This is a genomic window from Lysinibacillus sp. NPDC097868, assembly GCF_044761135.1.
GTDB lineage: Bacteria > Bacillota > Bacilli > Bacillales_A > Planococcaceae > Lysinibacillus.
The window spans coordinates 624,119-642,278 of the sequence record NZ_JBIWBS010000001.1; the positions used below are offsets into that span (position 1 = coordinate 624,119).

Below are 18,160 nucleotides of genomic sequence, written 5' to 3' on the forward strand. Positions count from 1 at the left end.
TCAACACGAATTATTTGCATATAAGCAAGCAGGTAGCGGTTATTGGTTTAAGCGAGGATGACTGCCGATTTTTAGCTAACTGTCCTCATGCTTGAATACTTTGAAAATAATTCAAAATCTAGATGCATTTGCGCCATGACGTAAATGTTACAATCAATTTATTTGATAATGGTTCAATAATCTTGTAAGATTGTAGCTTGAATAGGGGTGAAACATATTGTTCAAATTTAATGATGAAAAAGGCAATTTAAAATGCTCATTCTGTGGTAAGCCACAAGAACAAGTACGTAAATTAGTTGCAGGTCCTGGTGTTTATATTTGTGATGAATGTATCGAACTTTGTTCAGAAATCGTTGTAGAAGAACTAGGTGTTGAGGAAGAAATCGATTTCCAAGATATTCCGAAACCGAAAGAAATCCAATCGATTTTAAATGAGTATGTAATTGGACAAGAGCGTGCTAAAAAAGCCTTAGCAGTTGCGGTTTACAATCACTACAAACGTATCAATACTAATAGTAAAATCGATGATGTGGAATTAGCAAAATCGAACATTGTGTTAATCGGCCCAACTGGTAGCGGTAAAACATTATTAGCTCAAACATTAGCACGTATACTAAACGTTCCTTTCGCAATTGCAGATGCTACTTCTTTAACAGAAGCTGGTTATGTAGGTGAAGACGTTGAAAATATTTTATTAAAATTAATCCAATCAGCAGATTATGATATTGAACGTGCAGAAAAAGGAATCATCTATATTGATGAAATCGATAAAGTTGCACGTAAATCAGAAAATCCGTCGATAACTCGAGATGTTTCTGGTGAAGGGGTCCAACAGGCGTTGCTAAAAATTTTAGAAGGCACTGTTGCAAGTGTACCTCCACAGGGTGGACGTAAGCATCCGCACCAAGAATTTTTACAAATTGATACAACAAATATTTTATTTATCGTAGGCGGAGCATTTGATGGAATTGAATCCATCATTAAACGTCGTCAAGGTGAAAAAGTAATTGGTTTCGGTTCAGATCCTAATAAAGTAGAAGTGGACGAAGGTTCATTAATGGCGAAATTGATTCCTGAAGATTTGTTGAAATTTGGTCTAATTCCAGAATTCATCGGTCGATTACCAGTACTTGCAAGCCTAGAGCAATTAAACGAGGCAGCACTTGTACAAATTTTGACGGAACCAAAAAATGCGCTTGCGAAGCAGTATCAAAAAATGCTTGAACTAGATGGTGTTGAGCTTGAGTTTGATGAAGGTGCCCTTTCTGAAATTGCAAAGGAAGCAATTGAACGTAAAACAGGTGCACGTGGTCTTCGTTCAATTATTGAGTCAACTATGCTTGATGTAATGTACGAATTACCTTCACGTGATGACGTGAAAAAATGTATCATTACTGCAAAAACAATTACGGAAAAAGAAAAACCGAAATTGCTTCTTGAAGATGGCACTGAACTCGATGAAGGTAGCGACACAAAAACTTCGGCATAATAAACAGACGTAGCGTCTATTGTTATGAGAAAAAGAGTAACTTAGCTGACTTCGATTGTGCAATGTTCGCACATATCGGGAGTCAGCTTTTTATTCATACATAAAGCTGACGACTGTAAATAGATGAAATTTTTGGCTCGTTTGAATAGATAGTGTGAATCGGTTTTTTAAACACATACTAGAAGCGCGGGATTGTGAACAAGAAAATTTTGACGGAGGTGAATACCCGCATGGTAACAATTCAAAAAACAACAAATGTACCATTATTGCCTTTACGTGGACTTTTAGTATACCCGTCGATGGTGTTACATATTGATGTGGGTAGAAATCGTTCTGTAGCGGCGCTAGAACAAGCGATGTTAGAGGACCAATTGATTTTATTGGTAACACAAAAAGAAATGCACGATGAACAGCCAGAAGAGCAGGATTTATATCAAGTTGGTACAATGGCTTATGTAAAGCAAATGCTAAAGTTACCAAATGGTACGCTACGTATTTTAGTGGAAGGTGTAGCACGTGCAACATGGTCCAACTATCAAGCGTTAGAGAAATATACAGTTGTTGATATTGATGTTAAAGAGGAAAAAATCGATAAAGATGTGGAAACACAGGCCTTAATGCGTACATTGTTAACGTATTTTGAAAGATACGCGAAATCCTCCAACAAAATAACAACAGAAACAATTAATACAGTTGCTGACATTGAAGAACCAAGTCGTCTTGCTGATATTATTGCCTCGCATTTACCAATCAAAATTGCGGATAAACAAGAAGTTCTAGAAATGCTAAATGTTAAGAAACGCTTAGATCATTTAATTATTCGCCTGCATGATGAGCAAGAGGTCCTGGATCTCGAAAAGAAAATTAATTCAAAAGTAAAGCAATCAATGGAGCGTACGCAAAAGGAATATTACTTACGCGAACAAATGAAGGCTATTCAAACAGAGCTTGGGGACCGAGAAGGTAAAACTGGCGAAGTAACTGAATTACGTAAGCTCATTGATGAAACAGGTATGCCTGAATCTGCAAAAGAAGCAGCGCTAAAAGAACTTGATCGTTATGAAAAACTACCTAGCGCAAGTGCGGAAAGTGGAGTAATTCGAAACTATATTGACTGGTTAGTGTCTTTACCTTGGACGAAGTCAACTGAAGATCGAATGAATATTGCCCATGCTGAGGAAATTTTAAACAGAGATCATGCTGGACTAGATAAAGTAAAGGAACGTGTACTTGAATATTTAGCTGTGCGTCAGTTGAAAAATTCATTACGTGGACCAATTCTATGTTTAGCTGGTCCTCCCGGAGTAGGTAAAACATCGTTAGCACGCTCAATTGCTGAAAGTTTAGATCGTAAATTTATTCGTATTTCTTTAGGTGGGGTGCGAGATGAATCCGAAATTCGAGGACATCGTCGTACGTATGTAGGTGCGATGCCAGGTCGTATTATTCAAGGAATGAAAAAAGCAGGTACGATTAATCCTGTATTTTTACTTGATGAAATCGATAAAATGTCGAATGATTTCCGAGGAGATCCTGCAGCCGCAATGTTAGAAGTGCTGGACCCTGCACAAAACAATACGTTTAGCGATCACTATATCGAAGAACCGTATGACTTATCTAACGTATTATTTATTGCTACAGCTAATGATTTAAGTACGATTCCTGGACCATTATTAGATCGTATGGAAGTAATTTCGATTGCAGGCTATACAGAAATCGAAAAGGCGCAAATTACAAAAAACCATTTGATACCAAAGCAATTAAAAGAACATGGCTTGAAGAAAACGCAAGTAGTTATCAAAGATGAAGCAGTGCTGGACATTATTCGTTATTATACACGTGAAGCAGGTGTCCGAGGTCTAGAGCGACAAATAGCAACACTTTGTCGTAAAATTGCTAAAATTATTGTTTCTGGAGAAAAGAAACGTGTAACAGTAAATTCAAAATCAGTAATCGAATATCTTGGTAAGCACCGTTTCCGCTATGGACAAGCGGAAGAGGAAAACCAGATTGGTGTAGCAACAGGACTAGCATATACAACTGTTGGTGGTGACACATTACAAATTGAAGTTTCCTTAACTCCTGGTAAGGGCAAAATTCAGTTAACAGGGAAACTCGGAGATGTTATGAAGGAATCCGCGCAAACAGCATTATCGTTTGTCCGAACTAAAATAGAGGATCTCAATGTAGACTCAGAATATTTTGATACACATGATATCCACATCCATGTACCTGAGGGAGCAGTACCAAAAGATGGCCCTTCTGCAGGTATTACGATGGCGACAGCAATTGTTTCGGCTATTTTACATCGTCCGATTCGTCGTGAAGTAGGAATGACTGGTGAAATTACGTTACGTGGTCGTGTACTACCTATCGGCGGTTTGAAAGAAAAAACATTAAGCGCGCACAGAGCAGGTTTAACAACAATCATTTGTCCAAAAGATAATGAACGTGATATTGAAGATATTCCTGAAAGTGTACGCGAACAACTCACATTTAAACTAGTGTCATCTGCTGATGAAGTATTAGCAATTGCACTGGACGGAGGTTTTTAAGGAAATGAAAGTCCATAATGTCGAAATGGTCATTAGTGCAGTAAGACCGGACCAATACCCAGAAGATGGACTGCCAGAGTTTGCATTAGCAGGTCGCTCAAATGTTGGGAAGTCATCATTTATTAACCGTATGATTGGGCGTAAGGCGTTAGCACGTATTTCTTCTAAACCTGGGAAGACACAAACGCTAAATTTTTACAAAATTGAAGAACAGCTGTTTTTCGTCGATGTTCCGGGATATGGTTATGCCAAAGTCTCAAAAACAGAGCGTGAAGCATGGGGAAAAATGATTGAACGTTACATCACTGGCCGTGAAGAATTAAAAGCGGTAGTTCAAATTGTTGATTTACGTCATCCTCCAACTGCTGATGATCGAATGATGTATGACTTTTTAAAACATTACAATATCCCTTGTATTGTCATTGCAACGAAGGCAGATAAAATTCCAAAAGGTAAATGGGATAAGCACAAAAAAGTTGTCAAGGAAACTCTAGATATGGATAAAAATGATCCACTTATTGTGTTCTCTTCTGAAAAGGGTCTCGGTTTTGAAGAAGCTTGGCGTACCATTGAAAATAAAATGTAATCAAAAAACATCTATTGCGTTTAGAAGCACAGTAGATGTTTTTTTATTGCCTAATATTTGAACTACACACAACATTTTTTGTGCTCTCTTTATATGAAAAGAAGTGAATAAGCTTTTCTACTGCTAGTCTGAAAGTTATGGATAAATATGAGGAAATTACTTTATGAATGGCAAGTTTAGCCGATAAATTAAATAGGAGGTGGACTAAAATGGATATCGCAGCTTTATCAATCGCAATGCATCAATCAAATCTTATGCAAAATGTATCTTTAGCTGTTACAAAGCAAGCAATGGACATGCAACAGCAAAATACTGAACAGCTTGTTGAGATGCTAGATGCTCCACATCCAACAGCTGGACATACAATTGACATCCAAGTATGATCATGGCGAGGTAGCTTGAAGTTGGAAGCTACCTCTAACTTTATGTCTAATGGTAGATTCAAAAAAATATTAAAACACGTTAAAATGTAACTTTTTGAATAAGAAAAACTACCAATAATACGATATACTATTTATAAATAACATTTTTTTAAGGAGGCGGGAATTGTTGAAGAAGATTCCATACATATTGATTGTCCTGTTTTTAATGGCACTTAGCTTGCCATCAATACCGACTGTCCATGCCGCACAGTTAGTAACAGGAACCTTCGTTGATGTAACCTATTCAGAATATACGAATTCAAACGGGGAAGTAGAAAGGCAGCTTAGTAAAATTACGTTAGAAAATGCTAGTGGCCGTCAAGTAACATACAATATTAACAATAATGCCCGCCTGTACATTAATAACACTGAAACTACGATTGAGGGCTTTAAGATGGGCATGAAAGTAGAGGCTGAAATCAACCTTCGTAGTGTGGTTGAGCTCCGCGGTACTTCCAATTCCACCGAGGAATCAACGACAGTTGCTCAAAGTCCTAAAGTAATTGCTGGCGTAATCACAAGCATCGACCCAAAAGGTTTGTTTATCATGGTGAAGCCAGATATTGGAAAAGAAACTACATATTATTTGAATAAGGATACTGCTTTTCAAAAGGGTTCTTCATCGGTAGATATTAGTGGGATGTATGTAGGTGATCGTGTAAAGCTTAATTTGAAAAATAAAAGTACATCGATTGTCACAAAAGTAGATATTAGTGAGACTGGAACATTAGTTGAAAATTTATACAAAGGTGAAATTCAAGCGGTTAATATCAATGCCAACAAATTAACAGTAAAAAATCAAAATGCCTTTGTGAACTGGCAATTTGGTTCAGCGTCAACAACTGCTCTTTCAACGATGAATTTTTCAACAAAGGTACCAATTTACGTTGGAAATACGAAAATTGAAAAGGGCCAATTGAAAAATTATATTGGCAGTGAAGCATATTATGCAACGGTGAAGCAATTTGGTAAAGAAGTTATTGAAAAGATTGTCGTGTTGAAAAACAATGAACGTACTTACTACGAGCCGATGATTGCTGTCGATACAGATTATCAATTGTTAAAACTTAAATCTGCTGGCACACTGTACTTCCATGATGGGTCAATTTTAATTCGAAATGGTCGTTTTATTCAACCAACAGGATTATTGGCATATGGAACAGCGTTTGTCATTACAGATGGTACTGCTCGCGATCATTATGCGCAAGTAGTAGAAGTTACAAGTGATAGCTTTATGTCACCAAATTTAGCTTCGCATGAATTATATTATGGCCGTTTAGCACAAGCAGATGGCTACTTAATTGAAATTGATGATGCAATGAAGATTGAATCAAACGTTTTCAAAAAAACAGCTAGTACCGTACTATCTGTTAGTAATACAACAAAAGCAATGGTAGATGATGGTAATAAAACGTACAGCGTAATGCCAGATATTGAACTGTATTTATCGGAAGGCGATTATGGTTACTTCTATGTAAACAACGGGCATGTTCAGGCTCTTCACATGTTAGATAATGCAAAACCTGTTGCCCCATTAATGCTAGTCGGTAAACTACAGTCAGTAAAATCGACATATCCAGCTACTATTAATGTGAAAAGTGTGAGTCAATGGCAAAATGGCCGTTGGTATGAAGCTGGCCAAATGGTTGATATGAATATTGATCAAGCTACGCTGATAAAAGCAGGGAAAGTCATTCAACCATCTGATTTGAATCCTTCTGATCGTTTAGTCGTATTATCTGACCGATTTGTAAAAGCACATTTCATTTTAGTTGATTAACAAGATAGAAGCTATCTCTACAATACGAGATAGCTTCATCTGTGCATATGCATGGGAAGAAAGAGAGGGGAAAAGAACAGATGCGAAACCATTTATATAAAGTAATGGTAGCCATTCTAATGGTGTTCGTTTTGGGGACGAGTATTCTAGTAGATGCCTCCGCTGCATCGGTGGAAACAACAGGTGCTGTAAAAAATGAATATACATATGAAGAAGCAGTGTTCATTACTGGAACACCAATCATTTTTAAAGGTACAAGTAAAGATATTAAAATTACACAAAAAGAAACAAAAGGTAAATTAACAGAAACCTATAATTTAAAACTAACAGCAAGTAATGGGGCAACATTAACAAGAAATATTGCCTATGAATCCGATGTTGTTAATTATGCTACGATTGGGCAAAAAACATCCAATGGGGTTGTCAAAAAATACACTGAAAAAATTGTTGATGGAAAAATTACGTATACATTAGCAGACTACCAATTTTCACAAGGTACTGTAACGGATAACCGTGCAGCTTCTGATTATTTTTCAGGTAATGTTATTTCAAGAAAAACATATACCTATCAAACTGGCTCAGGAAAAAATGCAAAAACAAATACGGTAACAATAGATATTGATAGTCGTCATGCAGGCTACGAAAATTTCTGGGGCGCAACTGAAACGCAAATTACAGAATCTATTTATACGTACAGTGATGGTACAACTAGCCATGTGAAAAACCGTTTATCAACAAGTAAATCACGTGTCCTCAATTATGAGGAAAACCCAGGTAGTTTAGCTAGCTTCGATGGGGGCTATGCGGTCGTTAGTGAAAAAGACGTAATTTCAGAATATACGTATGACTTAGCTTCTGGCAAAAAAGGCAAAGTTGATTTGGATACTGAATTTACGCCAACAATCGAACGTCTAATAATTCCGAAGTTCCGAGATTTATCTAATCATTATGCTAAAGGTGCTATCGAAAAACTATATTCTTTAGGGATCTATTCAGATACAAGTAATTTCTTTTCACCAAACACACCGATGAAGCGAATTGACTTTACAATAGCGATTGGTAAAGCAGTGGATCTTCGTGTAATGGAAGAAAAGAATACGAAAAAAACATCCACAAGTGTCTTTAAGGATGTTAAGCGTACAGTGAAAGATTATCCATATATTGAATCAGCAGTAAATAAAGGCATTATTAAAGGTGTGACACCAGATTATTTTAAACCTGATAATGCGATTACACGTGCGCAAGCAGCTGCAATATTTGTACGTGCATTAGGGCTTGAAAATAAAGCGCCAGAACCTGGCTATGTAACGGAATTTAAAGATGATGCGCTAATTCCAGACTATTCAAGAGACGGAATTTATATTGTCAATGAGCTTGGTCTAATGACAGGTGACCCTGTAACTGGGCGTTTTAATCCAAATCAACCGTTAACGCGTGCACAAGCATCTGTTGTGCTTGAACGATTCTTAAACTATTTAGAAAATGATTTAAAACAAAACTATCGAGATGATATTTTATTCTTTAACTAATGAAAGGATTGAAATGAATGAAGTATGCGAAAAAGGCATTGCTATTACTAGCTTGTTTTGTACTAGCCTTTATGACTTTAACACCATCAGTCGCACTGGCTGCTACAACGATTCAAGATGTACCAACATCTAATAGTAAATACAAAGCCATCTCATGGGCTGTCGATAATGATTTACTATCGTTAAATAGTGCGAATAACTTTTTACCAAACGAACAAGTAACTGAACGAGAGCTAGTAACAATGTTTGCTAAGCTTGATAAAAACTATGCGTTATCTTATAACGAGAACGTTGCCTATAATTTTTATAGTGATTTTTATTTACCGTTTGATGGAACACATGTCATAGCGAATCGTTCAAAATCTATAACTCGAGGTCATTTTGCACGTATCTATGCTGCATTTCAAGGTTTAGACTTGGATGAGCCGCAAGCCGTACAATATTTATATACAAATGATATTTCAACTGGTAATACCGGCAAAAAAACATTTGCTGATTTTAATCCCTCTACGAAACTATCTCGCGGCGATGCAGCTGAGTTCTTATATCGTATTGTGCAAAACAATTCCTTTGCTGTACAAGGATTGAAACGATCTGCAGCAGGGCGTGATAATGACAAAATTACATTGCCAGCAGGTTTTATGGGCTCTAATAGTGGTGAGTTTGAAGAACCAACAGATAATGACAATGATTTTACTGGTCCCGACTATGTTAATAATGCATTACAAAGTATTGAAGTTGAAAAACCTGATTTAATTGCGAATGGTGAGGATATGACGCCAATTACTGTATCTTTAAAGGCATGTAATGGTGACCCTATTGCCGATGACAAGTCATATACGTTCCGTGTGACTTCTTCAAATGGAGCGGATATTGTAAATGCAGCTGGGGAAGCTGTTCGTAATGTACAATCCGACGGCTCAACAGTAACAGCATTTGTTAAAGCGAAAAAGTTAACGAAATCAGTGCGTGATACGATTACTTTTGAGCTTATTAACAATACAGATCCTAGCATGAAATGTCTTGTTGGAGAAAAAATAAATGCACACGTTCGTTACTTACCACAGCCAGAATTGCGCATTGATTTTAAAGTGTATGACCCAACCAACACGGATGATAACGGAAGTGTAACACCACCATATGTACAATATGAAAAGCCACCTGAGTTTTTCACAGAAAATTTAATTGATGTATATGGTCCTGTACCATTAAATCCGGATGCAGATGAAAAGAAATTCAGCATTGGGCAACAAACAAATGTTACAAATGCTCTTGGTCAAGTAGAAAATATCTACTTACAATATGGTGGCTCAGATCCGAAGTATCCAGCACTCGGATACGAGAATGCGATTTTACAATTTGAAAACTACAATATTTCGGTATTTTTATTTGAAAAAATACTGAATGATCGACTAAAAGACTCAGTGACGACGCCAGCTAAGACTGAGATTATGTACATGATTTCTGAAGATGGTCGTCCGATTTATCGCATCCAAGGAATCGATGATAATATTGCGTCACAAGTTGAAAACATCAATCCGGTTGGTGCAATCATTCAATTAATGAGTCCGAAATACATGCCGGAAGAAAAGAATTTGACATTAGAGCATTATGATAGTGTTATGAAAATTTATGCGATTTTAACGAGCCTAAGTAATTATGAGCGTACGGTATTATTGAAATACCAAGGTGGTAAATTACTAGGCCAAGTAGAAGCATATAAGAAACGTGTAGAGGCGTTAAAAGAAAGTGCTGACGCTGCAGCAAGGCCAAATGGTAAGGACCGATATACACAAGTAATGGTGACGTTAGTGAGCCCAGGTGGAGAAATTATTACCGACTATCAAGGAACTGTAAAAATCAAATTTGATGGTGTTGAGAAGACAGCTTCCTTTGTCACGAATACTTCGGATTATTTGAATAATACAGGTGGTCCTGGAACTGCGGTCGCTTATTTTGACTCAATCATTTATGGAAAGTCTAAAATAGAAGCAACGCTTGTCAATAAAATTGATCCACGTTATGCCACAATATTGAAGCCACTTACGGATAAAACGATTGTGAAAGAAATTTTTACAAATCCTTACTTTAGTAAAAATGCTTGTTCATTAGCAACTGAAGTCGCATATGTAGTCGATTACTCATCTTCTATGAAACGAATTGATCAAACGAATTATCGTGGCCAAAAAATGGTTGAACTAATCAATCAAATCCAAGCTAAAAATAATATTGTCATTGAGACTAATACAAGTGCGAATGTATTGGGAGAAGGCGGTACAGATAACGTCTTAAAGAAAGATCTATATCGTACTTCAAAGGATAAGGGTGCTACAGATATCTTTGCGGGTATAGAGTTGGCTCTTACTAAATTCTCGAACGATACAAAAACTTCTAAATCCATTGTTGTTGTGTCTGATGGTAAAACAAGCAAATCAAAAATGACAAAAGTAATCAATGATGCGAAAAAGAAAGGCATTAAAATTTACACTGTAAGTATGGGTAAGAAAAATCAAATTAATGAAGCAATACTTACACAAATAGCTACGGAAACTGGTGGTATTTACTATCATGCTATTGATAATTTACAATTCCATCAGGTTGCTCAAAAAATAATTGATTCGATCTTATGTAAAACTTCGCCTTCAAGTTGTATTAATCCAGAGGACATATTTGAAGAAGCTGAAGTAACATTACGTAAAGGTTATATTACAATGAATGCAAGAATTGATGGTAATTGTTCAAATGTTGCAAATGTCATTGTTCGTTATTCTTCTGTCAGCGGGGATGTTCAATTTGAACTTAAAAAGCGTAGTGATAGTGTGTTTATGTTGACTAAAAATGTACAAACTATGTATGATTTTAAAGTTAATGGCGACATCGAATTTCTAGCATATGATAAAGACGGAAATGTAATTTCGCAGCAAACTGTGAAAATTACAAATTAATAATATCGCTCTTATATAGAGCCATTCTAGACTGTAGATGAACTCAATTGATTATTTGAGTCGTCTATAGTCTATTTAAATTGTTTTATGAAGTAGAGTTAAAAGTCATTTCTCTATATATGCCATCATCATTATATATATTTTCCTTATTTTCGACACAAGATGCTACTGCATATTTGAGTCCAGTTTTTAAATTTGAAACAAGCAGTATAATTTGTTAAACTTAGTTTATAATAATTCTAATGTAGAAAATGAATTATAGTTCTTCATGACATGTTCACAAATTATAGATGAACTATTGTCGAACTGTGCTATAATGAGATTTGTGAATTAGAACGTGTGAGGTGTTATTCATGCATACCATCGTAGTAGGCTTGAATTATAAATCAGCGCCAGTTGAAATTCGTGAAAAGCTATCTTTCATAGAGAGCGAGCTACCACAAGCAATGGAAGCGCTGCAAAAACAAAAAAGTATATTGGAAAACGTAATAGTTTCGACTTGTAATCGGACAGAAATATATGCAGTAGTTGATCAATTGCATACTGGCCGACACTATGTAAAGCAATTTTTAGCAGATTGGTTTAACTTGCCTGTGGAGACTTTTTCTTCTTATTTAACAATTCGAGAAGAAGATGAGGCATTAGAGCATTTGTTTAAAGTAACAGCTGGAATTGATTCAATGGTGCTTGGTGAAACTCAAATTTTAGGACAAGTGAAGAAAAGCTTCTTAAATGGACAAGAGATTGGGACGACAGGTACGGTCTACAATCAGTTATTTAAACAAGCAGTGACATTTGCGAAGCGAGCACATAGTGAAACAGCTATCGGAGAGAATGCAGTATCTGTTTCATATGCAGCAGTAGAATTAGCAAAGAAAATTTTTGGATCTTTACAGCGCAAGCATGTTGCTATTTTAGGTGCAGGTAAAATGGGTGAACTTGCCATTGAAAATTTATATGGCAATGGCGTAGGAAAAGTAACGGTTATTAACCGTACGTTTGAAAAAGCAGAGACTTTAGCTGCTAAATTCCAGGGCGAAGCAAAATCAATGAGGGAATTACAATGCTCGTTACTTGAGGCGGATATTTTAATTACGTCTACAGGTGCAACAGATTTTGTTATTGATTATGAATTAATGCAACTTGTTGAACGTTTACGTAAAGGTAAACCATTATTTATGGTAGATATTGCGGTACCACGTGATATTGATCCACGTGTTGGAGACTTACCAAACGTTTTCTTATATGATATCGATGATTTACAAGGTATTGTAGAAGCAAACTTAGCAGAGCGTGAACGTGCAGCAGCAGAAATTACACAAATGATTGGTAAAGAAGTTGTACAATTTAAAGATTGGTTTGCAACGCTAGGTGTCGTGCCAGTTATCTCGGCTTTACGTAAAAAAGCAAACCAAATTCAAGAAGAAACAATGATCAGTATTGAAAATAAAATGCCAGAGTTAACGGATCGTGAACGTAAGATTTTAAGCAAGCATACAAAATCAATTATTAATCAATTGTTAAAAGAGCCTATCTTACAAGCTAAAGAAATGGCAAATTCATCAAAAGCAAATGAACAGTTACGTTTATTCCAACAAATTTTTGGCATTGAAGATGCTGTGGAAGTAGAAGTAGATATGATGAGCAAGCAAGAGCTTGAGCGTAAAGAACGTTTACAGTCATCGCAAACACCTACCGAACCAAAGTATTCTTTCTAGATATGTCTAGACATTCAAGCTCCACAATCGCTTGAGGTTCACGATGTGAGTCATGTAGCAATAGCGCTAATTGCGCAGTTTTGCGACGTGTGCGAACTTGAAATTACATGAGGCGTTTTCGTATCTGTATGGTAAACTAAAGATACGAAAACGTCTTTTTTTAGGCTGGGATACTGTTTATAGTAACTTTAGCACTTTTTGAAATAAAGAAGGGATGTCCATTGGCTGATTTGACAATGACAAGGCTCTATGAAGTAATGATCGTCTTGTACGCGATCAGTCTAGTGTTTTACTTTACTGATTACTTTTATAAGCAAGTACGAGCAAGGCGCATTGCTTTTTGGCTTGTTTCATTTGTATGGGTAATTCAAAGTGCCATTATTATATTAACTTTTGTAGAAACAAAACGATTCCCGATTTTATCCTTGTATGAGGGGATTCTTTTCTATTCCTGGTTACTCGTATCACTGTCGATTATTCTCCATTGTATAGCGAGAGTCGATTTACCAGTATTTATTATTAATATATTAGGATTTGTATTTGCTAGTATATTCACATTTATGCCGAAAAGACCAACGGGTGCAGTAGGAGAGACTTTAATTTCTGAAATGCTCTTTATCCATATTTCATTTGCGATCTTATCGTATGCCGCTTTTACATTAACTTTTGTATTTGCGATATTGTATTTAATCTTATATCGCTTATTAAAAAAGAAAAAGTGGTCACAACTATGGACACGTTTGCCGTCACTACAGCAAACGAGCAATTGGATGAACATATCATTTTTTGTTGGTATTCCAATGCTGTTCATAAGTTTAATTTTAGGGTTTGAATGGGCATTATTAAGATTAGAGAGTTTATCTATCTTTGATGCGAAGATAATAGGGTCCTTTATCATTTTAGTATTATATTGCTGTATTTTATATGTGAATCGTAAAAGTAAGCTGACAGGCACTAATTATGCGTGGGTACATATTTATGCTTATTTATTAGTTGTCGTAAACTTCTTTTTAGGGAGTAGCTTATCTCGATTCCATTTATGGTATTAGAAGAAAGGTTGGAGACTGTTGAGAAAAATTATTGTAGGTTCTAGGAGAAGTAAATTAGCATTAACGCAAACAAATTGGTTCATCAATGAGCTAAAGGCAGCAGGTGCGCCGTTTGAATTTGAAGTAAAAGAAATTGTAACAAAAGGCGATCAAATTTTAGACGTTCAACTTTCTAAAGTTGGCGGTAAAGGGCTTTTTGTAAAAGAAATTGAACAGGCACTTTTTGATAAGGAAATTGACTTTGCTGTTCATTCTATGAAGGATATGCCTGCGTTACTACCTGAAGGTTTAGTCATTGGTTGTATTCCACCACGTGAAGATGCGCGTGATGCATTTATTTCTAAAGGTCATGTGAAGTTTGCAGATCTTCCTGCAGGAGCGGTAGTAGGGACAAGTTCTCTACGACGTAGCGCTCAACTCTTAACGATGCGTCCAGATATTGAAATAAAATGGATTCGTGGAAATGTAGATACACGTTTAGCAAAACTTGAAACAGAAGAATATGATGCCATTATTTTAGCTGCTGCAGGGTTAAAACGACTTGGCTGGAGCGAGGATGTCGTAACAGAATTTTTATCAGTTGAAAATTGCTTGCCAGCAGTAGCGCAAGGTTCATTAGGTATTGAATGCCGTAGAGATGACGCTGAATTATTAGCTGAACTAGCAAAATTAACTGACAATGCTACATGGCAAGAGGCACATGCAGAACGTGCCTTCTTAGCAGCTATGGATGGCGGTTGTCAAGTACCTATCGCAGGGTATGCAAAGCTTAATGGGGAAGAAATTACACTTACAGGTTTAGTTGCTGCACCAGATGCATCTGTAATTTATAAAGAGACTGTAAATGGTATTGATGCCGAAACAATTGGCAAAGAACTTGCAGAGATGTTAACGAAGCAAGGTGCCTATGATTTAATTCAACGTGTTAAGGCAGAGCAAGATGCAAAATAGTTTACCTTTACAGGGTAAAACAATCGTTTTAACAGGAACATCTAAAACAGCAACAGTTGTAGAAGATATTTCCTCTTTAGGTGGTCAGGCAGTTTTTGCCCCATTGATAGAAACTTGCGAAATTATCGATATAAATGATGGCGTGCATTTAGAATGTGCGCGTCAATTTAACTGGCTAATCTTTACGAGTCAAAATGCGGTAGATGCTTTTGCAAAGAAGATGGATCGCAGTCATTTACGTGCAAGTCATTTTCAAGGGAAAATTGCATCTATTGGAACTAAAACGACTGAGGCATTAGAAAAGTTAGGTTTTCATGTTAGCTTCATGCCTTCAGTATTTAGTGCTGATGTATTTGTTAAAGAGTTTCCAAATATTGCAGGGGAAAATCCAACTTGTTTATTTATTCGTGGGGAAAAAGCGAAAAAAACATTAAAGGAAGGTTTGCCCTTTAAACTTAAAGAATGGACCGTTTATGAAACGATTGAGCGCCACGACCAAAAACAAGTAATTATTGATTGCATTCAGAAGCATGCAGATGTCACAGTAATATTTGCAAGTCCTTCAGCTGTGGACGTATATGCAATGGATGTAGCATCAATCGTTGGTTGGGAAACGGTACGTGTGGCAGCAATCGGTCATATTACAGAAGCAGCTATTTTAAACCACGGTGCTACTGTAGACATTAAGCCGAGTGTTTATACAATGCAAGCAGTCATCGAGGAATTAACGAAAGTAGAGGAAAGAAAATGACAAATTTACAATTTCAAAGACATCGTCGTTTACGCGCAAATGCAACGATTCGATCTATGGTAAAAGAAACTTATTTACACAAAGAGGACTTAATTTATCCGATTTTCGTTATTGAAGGCGAAAATATTAAAAATGAAGTTCAGTCTATGCCAGGTGTTTTTCAATTTTCATTAGATAACCTAGGTGCTGAAGTTGATGAAGTGGTTGCTTTAGGTATACCTGCTGTTATTTTATTCGGTTTACCAGCGGAAAAAGATGCGGTGGGTACAGGTGCTTTCCATGATCATGGTATTGTACAAGAAGCTACACGCCTTATTAAAGAACGTTATCCAGATCTTTTAGTTATTGCCGATACATGCCTTTGTGAATTTACAGACCATGGTCATTGTGGCTTAATCGAGGGCGATCAGATTTTAAATGACGCTTCTCTTGATGTTTTAGCACGCACTGCTGTATCTCAAGCACAAGCAGGGGCAGATATTATTGCACCATCGAATATGATGGATGGCTTTGTTGCTGCAATACGTACTGGTCTTGACGAAGCAGGATTTGAAAATGTACCGATTATGTCTTATGCCGTAAAATATGCATCAAGCTACTATGGTCCTTTCCGTGATGCGGCTGATGGAGCACCGCAATTTGGTGATCGCAAATCGTATCAAATGGATCCTTCAAATCGTATGGAAGCTTTCCGTGAGGCGGAATCTGATATCGAAGAAGGTGCAGATTTCTTAATTGTGAAGCCAGCTCTTAGCTATTTAGATATTATTCGAGATATGAAAAATAACTATACATTGCCGATTGTTGCCTATAACGTATCTGGTGAATATGCAATGATTAAAGCTGCAGCTATTAATGGCTGGATTGAAGAGAAAAAAGTCGTGCTTGAAACATTGTTAGGCATGAAGCGAGCAGGCACTGATTTAATTATCACATATCATGCTAAAGATGTAGCACGTTGGTTGGAGGAGAAATAAATGGCGCGTTCTTATGAAAAATCAAAGCAAGCATATGCAGAAGCTATTAACTTAATGCCAGGTGGGGTTAGTAGCCCAGTTCGTGCATTTAAATCTGTAAATATGGACCCGATATTTATGGAATCTGGTCACGGTGCAATTATTAAAGACATTGATGGCAATGAATATATCGACTACGTATTATCATGGGGGCCTTTAATTTTAGGTCATACTCATCCAGACGTTGTAAAAGCTATTGCTGAAACTGCAGCAAAAGGCTCTTCATTTGGCGCACCTAGTTATACAGAAAATCGATTAGCTAAATTAGTATTAGATCGTCTGCCTGGGATGGAGATGATTCGCTTTGTATCATCTGGAACAGAGGCAACGATGTCTGCATTACGTGTAGCGCGCGGTGTAACAGGACGCGATAAAATTTTGAAATTTGAAGGATCCTATCATGGTCATGGTGACTCATTACTTATTAAAGCTGGCTCAGGCGTCGCAACATTAGGCTTACCTGATAGCCCTGGTGTACCTGCAGATATTGCACGTAATACATTAACGGTTGCCTATAATGATTTAGAAGGAGCTCAACAAGTATTCGAAAAATTTGGTGCAGAGCTTGCTGCAATTATCGTTGAACCTGTGGCAGGTAATATGGGCGTTGTACCGCCGCAACCAGGTTTCCTCGAAGGTTTACGTGAGTTAACAACTAAACATGGTGCATTGTTAATCTTTGATGAAGTAATGACGGGCTTCCGTGTTGACTATGGCTGTGCTCAAGGTTACTTTGGTGTAACACCTGATATGACAACGCTAGGAAAAGTAATTGGTGGCGGTCTTCCTGTAGGTGCGTTTGCTGGTAAAAAGGAAATTATGGAGCAAGTAGCACCAGCTGGTCCGATTTATCAAGCTGGCACACTATCAGGTAATCCATTAGCAATGACAGCAGGCTATGAAACTTTATCACGCCTTGATGCAAACTCCTATGAGTATTTTAAAAAATTAGGAGATCAATTAGAGGAAGGTTTCCGAGCAGCTGCTACAAAATACAATATTCCACATACTGTTAATCGTGCAGGCTCTATGATTGGTTTCTTCTTTACGAATGAAGATGTAATAGATTTTGCTTCAGCAAAAACGTCTGACTTACAATTATTTGCGGAATATTTCCGCTTAATGGCAGAGGAAGGTATTTTCTTACCACCTTCTCAATTTGAAGGGTTATTTATTTCGACTGCACATACAGAGGAGCATATCACGAAAACTGTCGCTGCCTTCCATAAAGTGTTTGAACAATTAGCAAAATAACTTAAAGCCATCCATTTAGGGTGGCTTTTTTTATTAAAATTAAAACTTTCAGCATAGCCAAATTGTGGGCGTTTTAGTTTATAATAAAACTATTCATAATAGAAAGTAGTGAATT

13 protein-coding genes are annotated in these 18,160 nt (G+C 36.8%); all 13 read left to right on the forward strand.

Annotation, left to right across the window (positions count from 1 at the left end):
• The first annotated feature begins 217 nt into the window (after nt 1–217).
• The 13 genes from clpX to hemL all read left to right on the forward strand — a co-directional run bounded on the left by clpX (nt 218) and on the right by hemL (nt 18,045).
• The gene (gene clpX / locus ACIQXJ_RS02900; protein WP_172772230.1) at nt 218–1,489 is read left to right on the forward strand and encodes an ATP-dependent protease ATP-binding subunit ClpX; all 1,272 of its coding nucleotides are present in this window, start codon (nt 218–220) and stop codon (nt 1,487–1,489) included.
• Between the two features lie 230 nt (nt 1,490–1,719).
• Nucleotides 1,720–4,044, forward strand: a complete 2,325-nt coding sequence (gene lon, locus ACIQXJ_RS02905) for an endopeptidase La (RefSeq protein WP_403049434.1) — start codon at nt 1,720–1,722, stop codon at nt 4,042–4,044.
• Nucleotides 4,045–4,048: 4 nt separating this feature from the next.
• Nucleotides 4,049–4,630, forward strand: a complete 582-nt coding sequence (gene yihA / locus ACIQXJ_RS02910) for a ribosome biogenesis GTP-binding protein YihA/YsxC (RefSeq protein WP_401009294.1) — start codon at nt 4,049–4,051, stop codon at nt 4,628–4,630.
• Nucleotides 4,631–4,839: 209 nt separating this feature from the next.
• Nucleotides 4,840–5,013, forward strand: a complete 174-nt coding sequence (locus tag ACIQXJ_RS02915) for a YjfB family protein (protein ID WP_401009293.1) — start codon at nt 4,840–4,842, stop codon at nt 5,011–5,013.
• A gap of 166 nt (nt 5,014–5,179) precedes the next feature.
• Nucleotides 5,180–6,832: a hypothetical protein gene (locus ACIQXJ_RS02920; RefSeq protein WP_403049438.1), complete on the forward strand. Its 1,653-nt coding sequence runs from the start codon at nt 5,180–5,182 to the stop codon at nt 6,830–6,832.
• Nucleotides 6,833–6,912: 80 nt separating this feature from the next.
• Entirely contained in the window at nt 6,913–8,361 is a 1,449-nt protein-coding gene (locus ACIQXJ_RS02925; protein ID WP_403049441.1) for an S-layer homology domain-containing protein, read from the forward strand.
• A gap of 17 nt (nt 8,362–8,378) precedes the next feature.
• A complete protein-coding gene (locus ACIQXJ_RS02930) occupies nt 8,379–11,306 on the forward strand; it encodes a VWA domain-containing protein (RefSeq protein ID WP_403049444.1) in 2,928 nt (975 codons plus the stop codon).
• 353 nt (nt 11,307–11,659) lie between these two features.
• Nucleotides 11,660–13,024 carry a glutamyl-tRNA reductase gene (gene hemA, locus ACIQXJ_RS02935; RefSeq protein WP_340823304.1) on the forward strand — a complete coding sequence of 455 codons (1,365 nt, stop codon included), beginning with the start codon at nt 11,660–11,662 and terminating at the stop codon, nt 13,022–13,024.
• A gap of 221 nt (nt 13,025–13,245) precedes the next feature.
• Nucleotides 13,246–14,073 (forward strand): cytochrome c biogenesis protein CcsA, encoded by an 828-nt coding sequence (ccsA, locus tag ACIQXJ_RS02940; protein WP_401009287.1) that lies wholly within the window; start codon nt 13,246–13,248, stop codon nt 14,071–14,073.
• Nucleotides 14,074–14,091: 18 nt separating this feature from the next.
• Entirely contained in the window at nt 14,092–15,024 is a 933-nt protein-coding gene (hemC, locus tag ACIQXJ_RS02945; RefSeq protein ID WP_403049447.1) for a hydroxymethylbilane synthase, read from the forward strand.
• Entirely contained in the window at nt 15,014–15,775 is a 762-nt protein-coding gene (locus tag ACIQXJ_RS02950) for a uroporphyrinogen-III synthase (RefSeq protein ID WP_403049450.1), read from the forward strand. The genes hemC and ACIQXJ_RS02950 overlap by 11 nt, the downstream gene beginning before the upstream one ends.
• Nucleotides 15,772–16,752, forward strand: a complete 981-nt coding sequence (gene hemB, locus ACIQXJ_RS02955; RefSeq protein ID WP_403049453.1) for a porphobilinogen synthase — start codon at nt 15,772–15,774, stop codon at nt 16,750–16,752. Before ACIQXJ_RS02950 ends, hemB begins: the two co-directional genes overlap by 4 nt.
• On the forward strand, nt 16,753–18,045 hold the full coding sequence (hemL, locus tag ACIQXJ_RS02960) for a glutamate-1-semialdehyde 2,1-aminomutase (RefSeq protein WP_403049456.1): 1,293 nt from the start codon (nt 16,753–16,755) through the stop codon (nt 18,043–18,045).
• Nucleotides 18,046–18,160: the final 115 nt, after the last annotated feature.

Bases quoted from the DNA above. Each gene is read 5' to 3' on its own strand.
- lon (WP_403049434.1), top strand. From the start codon at position 1,720: ATGGTAACAATTCAAAAAACAACAAATGTACCATTATTGCCTTTACGT.
- yihA (WP_401009294.1), top strand. From the start codon at position 4,049: ATGAAAGTCCATAATGTCGAAATGGTCATTAGTGCAGTAAGACCGGAC.
- ACIQXJ_RS02915 (WP_401009293.1), top strand. From the start codon at position 4,840: ATGGATATCGCAGCTTTATCAATCGCAATGCATCAATCAAATCTTATG.
- ACIQXJ_RS02925 (WP_403049441.1), top strand. From the start codon at position 6,913: ATGCGAAACCATTTATATAAAGTAATGGTAGCCATTCTAATGGTGTTC.
- ACIQXJ_RS02930 (WP_403049444.1), top strand. From the start codon at position 8,379: ATGAAGTATGCGAAAAAGGCATTGCTATTACTAGCTTGTTTTGTACTA.
- hemA (WP_340823304.1), top strand. From the start codon at position 11,660: ATGCATACCATCGTAGTAGGCTTGAATTATAAATCAGCGCCAGTTGAA.
- ACIQXJ_RS02950 (WP_403049450.1), top strand. From the start codon at position 15,014: ATGCAAAATAGTTTACCTTTACAGGGTAAAACAATCGTTTTAACAGGA.
- hemB (WP_403049453.1), top strand. From the start codon at position 15,772: ATGACAAATTTACAATTTCAAAGACATCGTCGTTTACGCGCAAATGCA.
- hemL (WP_403049456.1), top strand. From the start codon at position 16,753: ATGGCGCGTTCTTATGAAAAATCAAAGCAAGCATATGCAGAAGCTATT.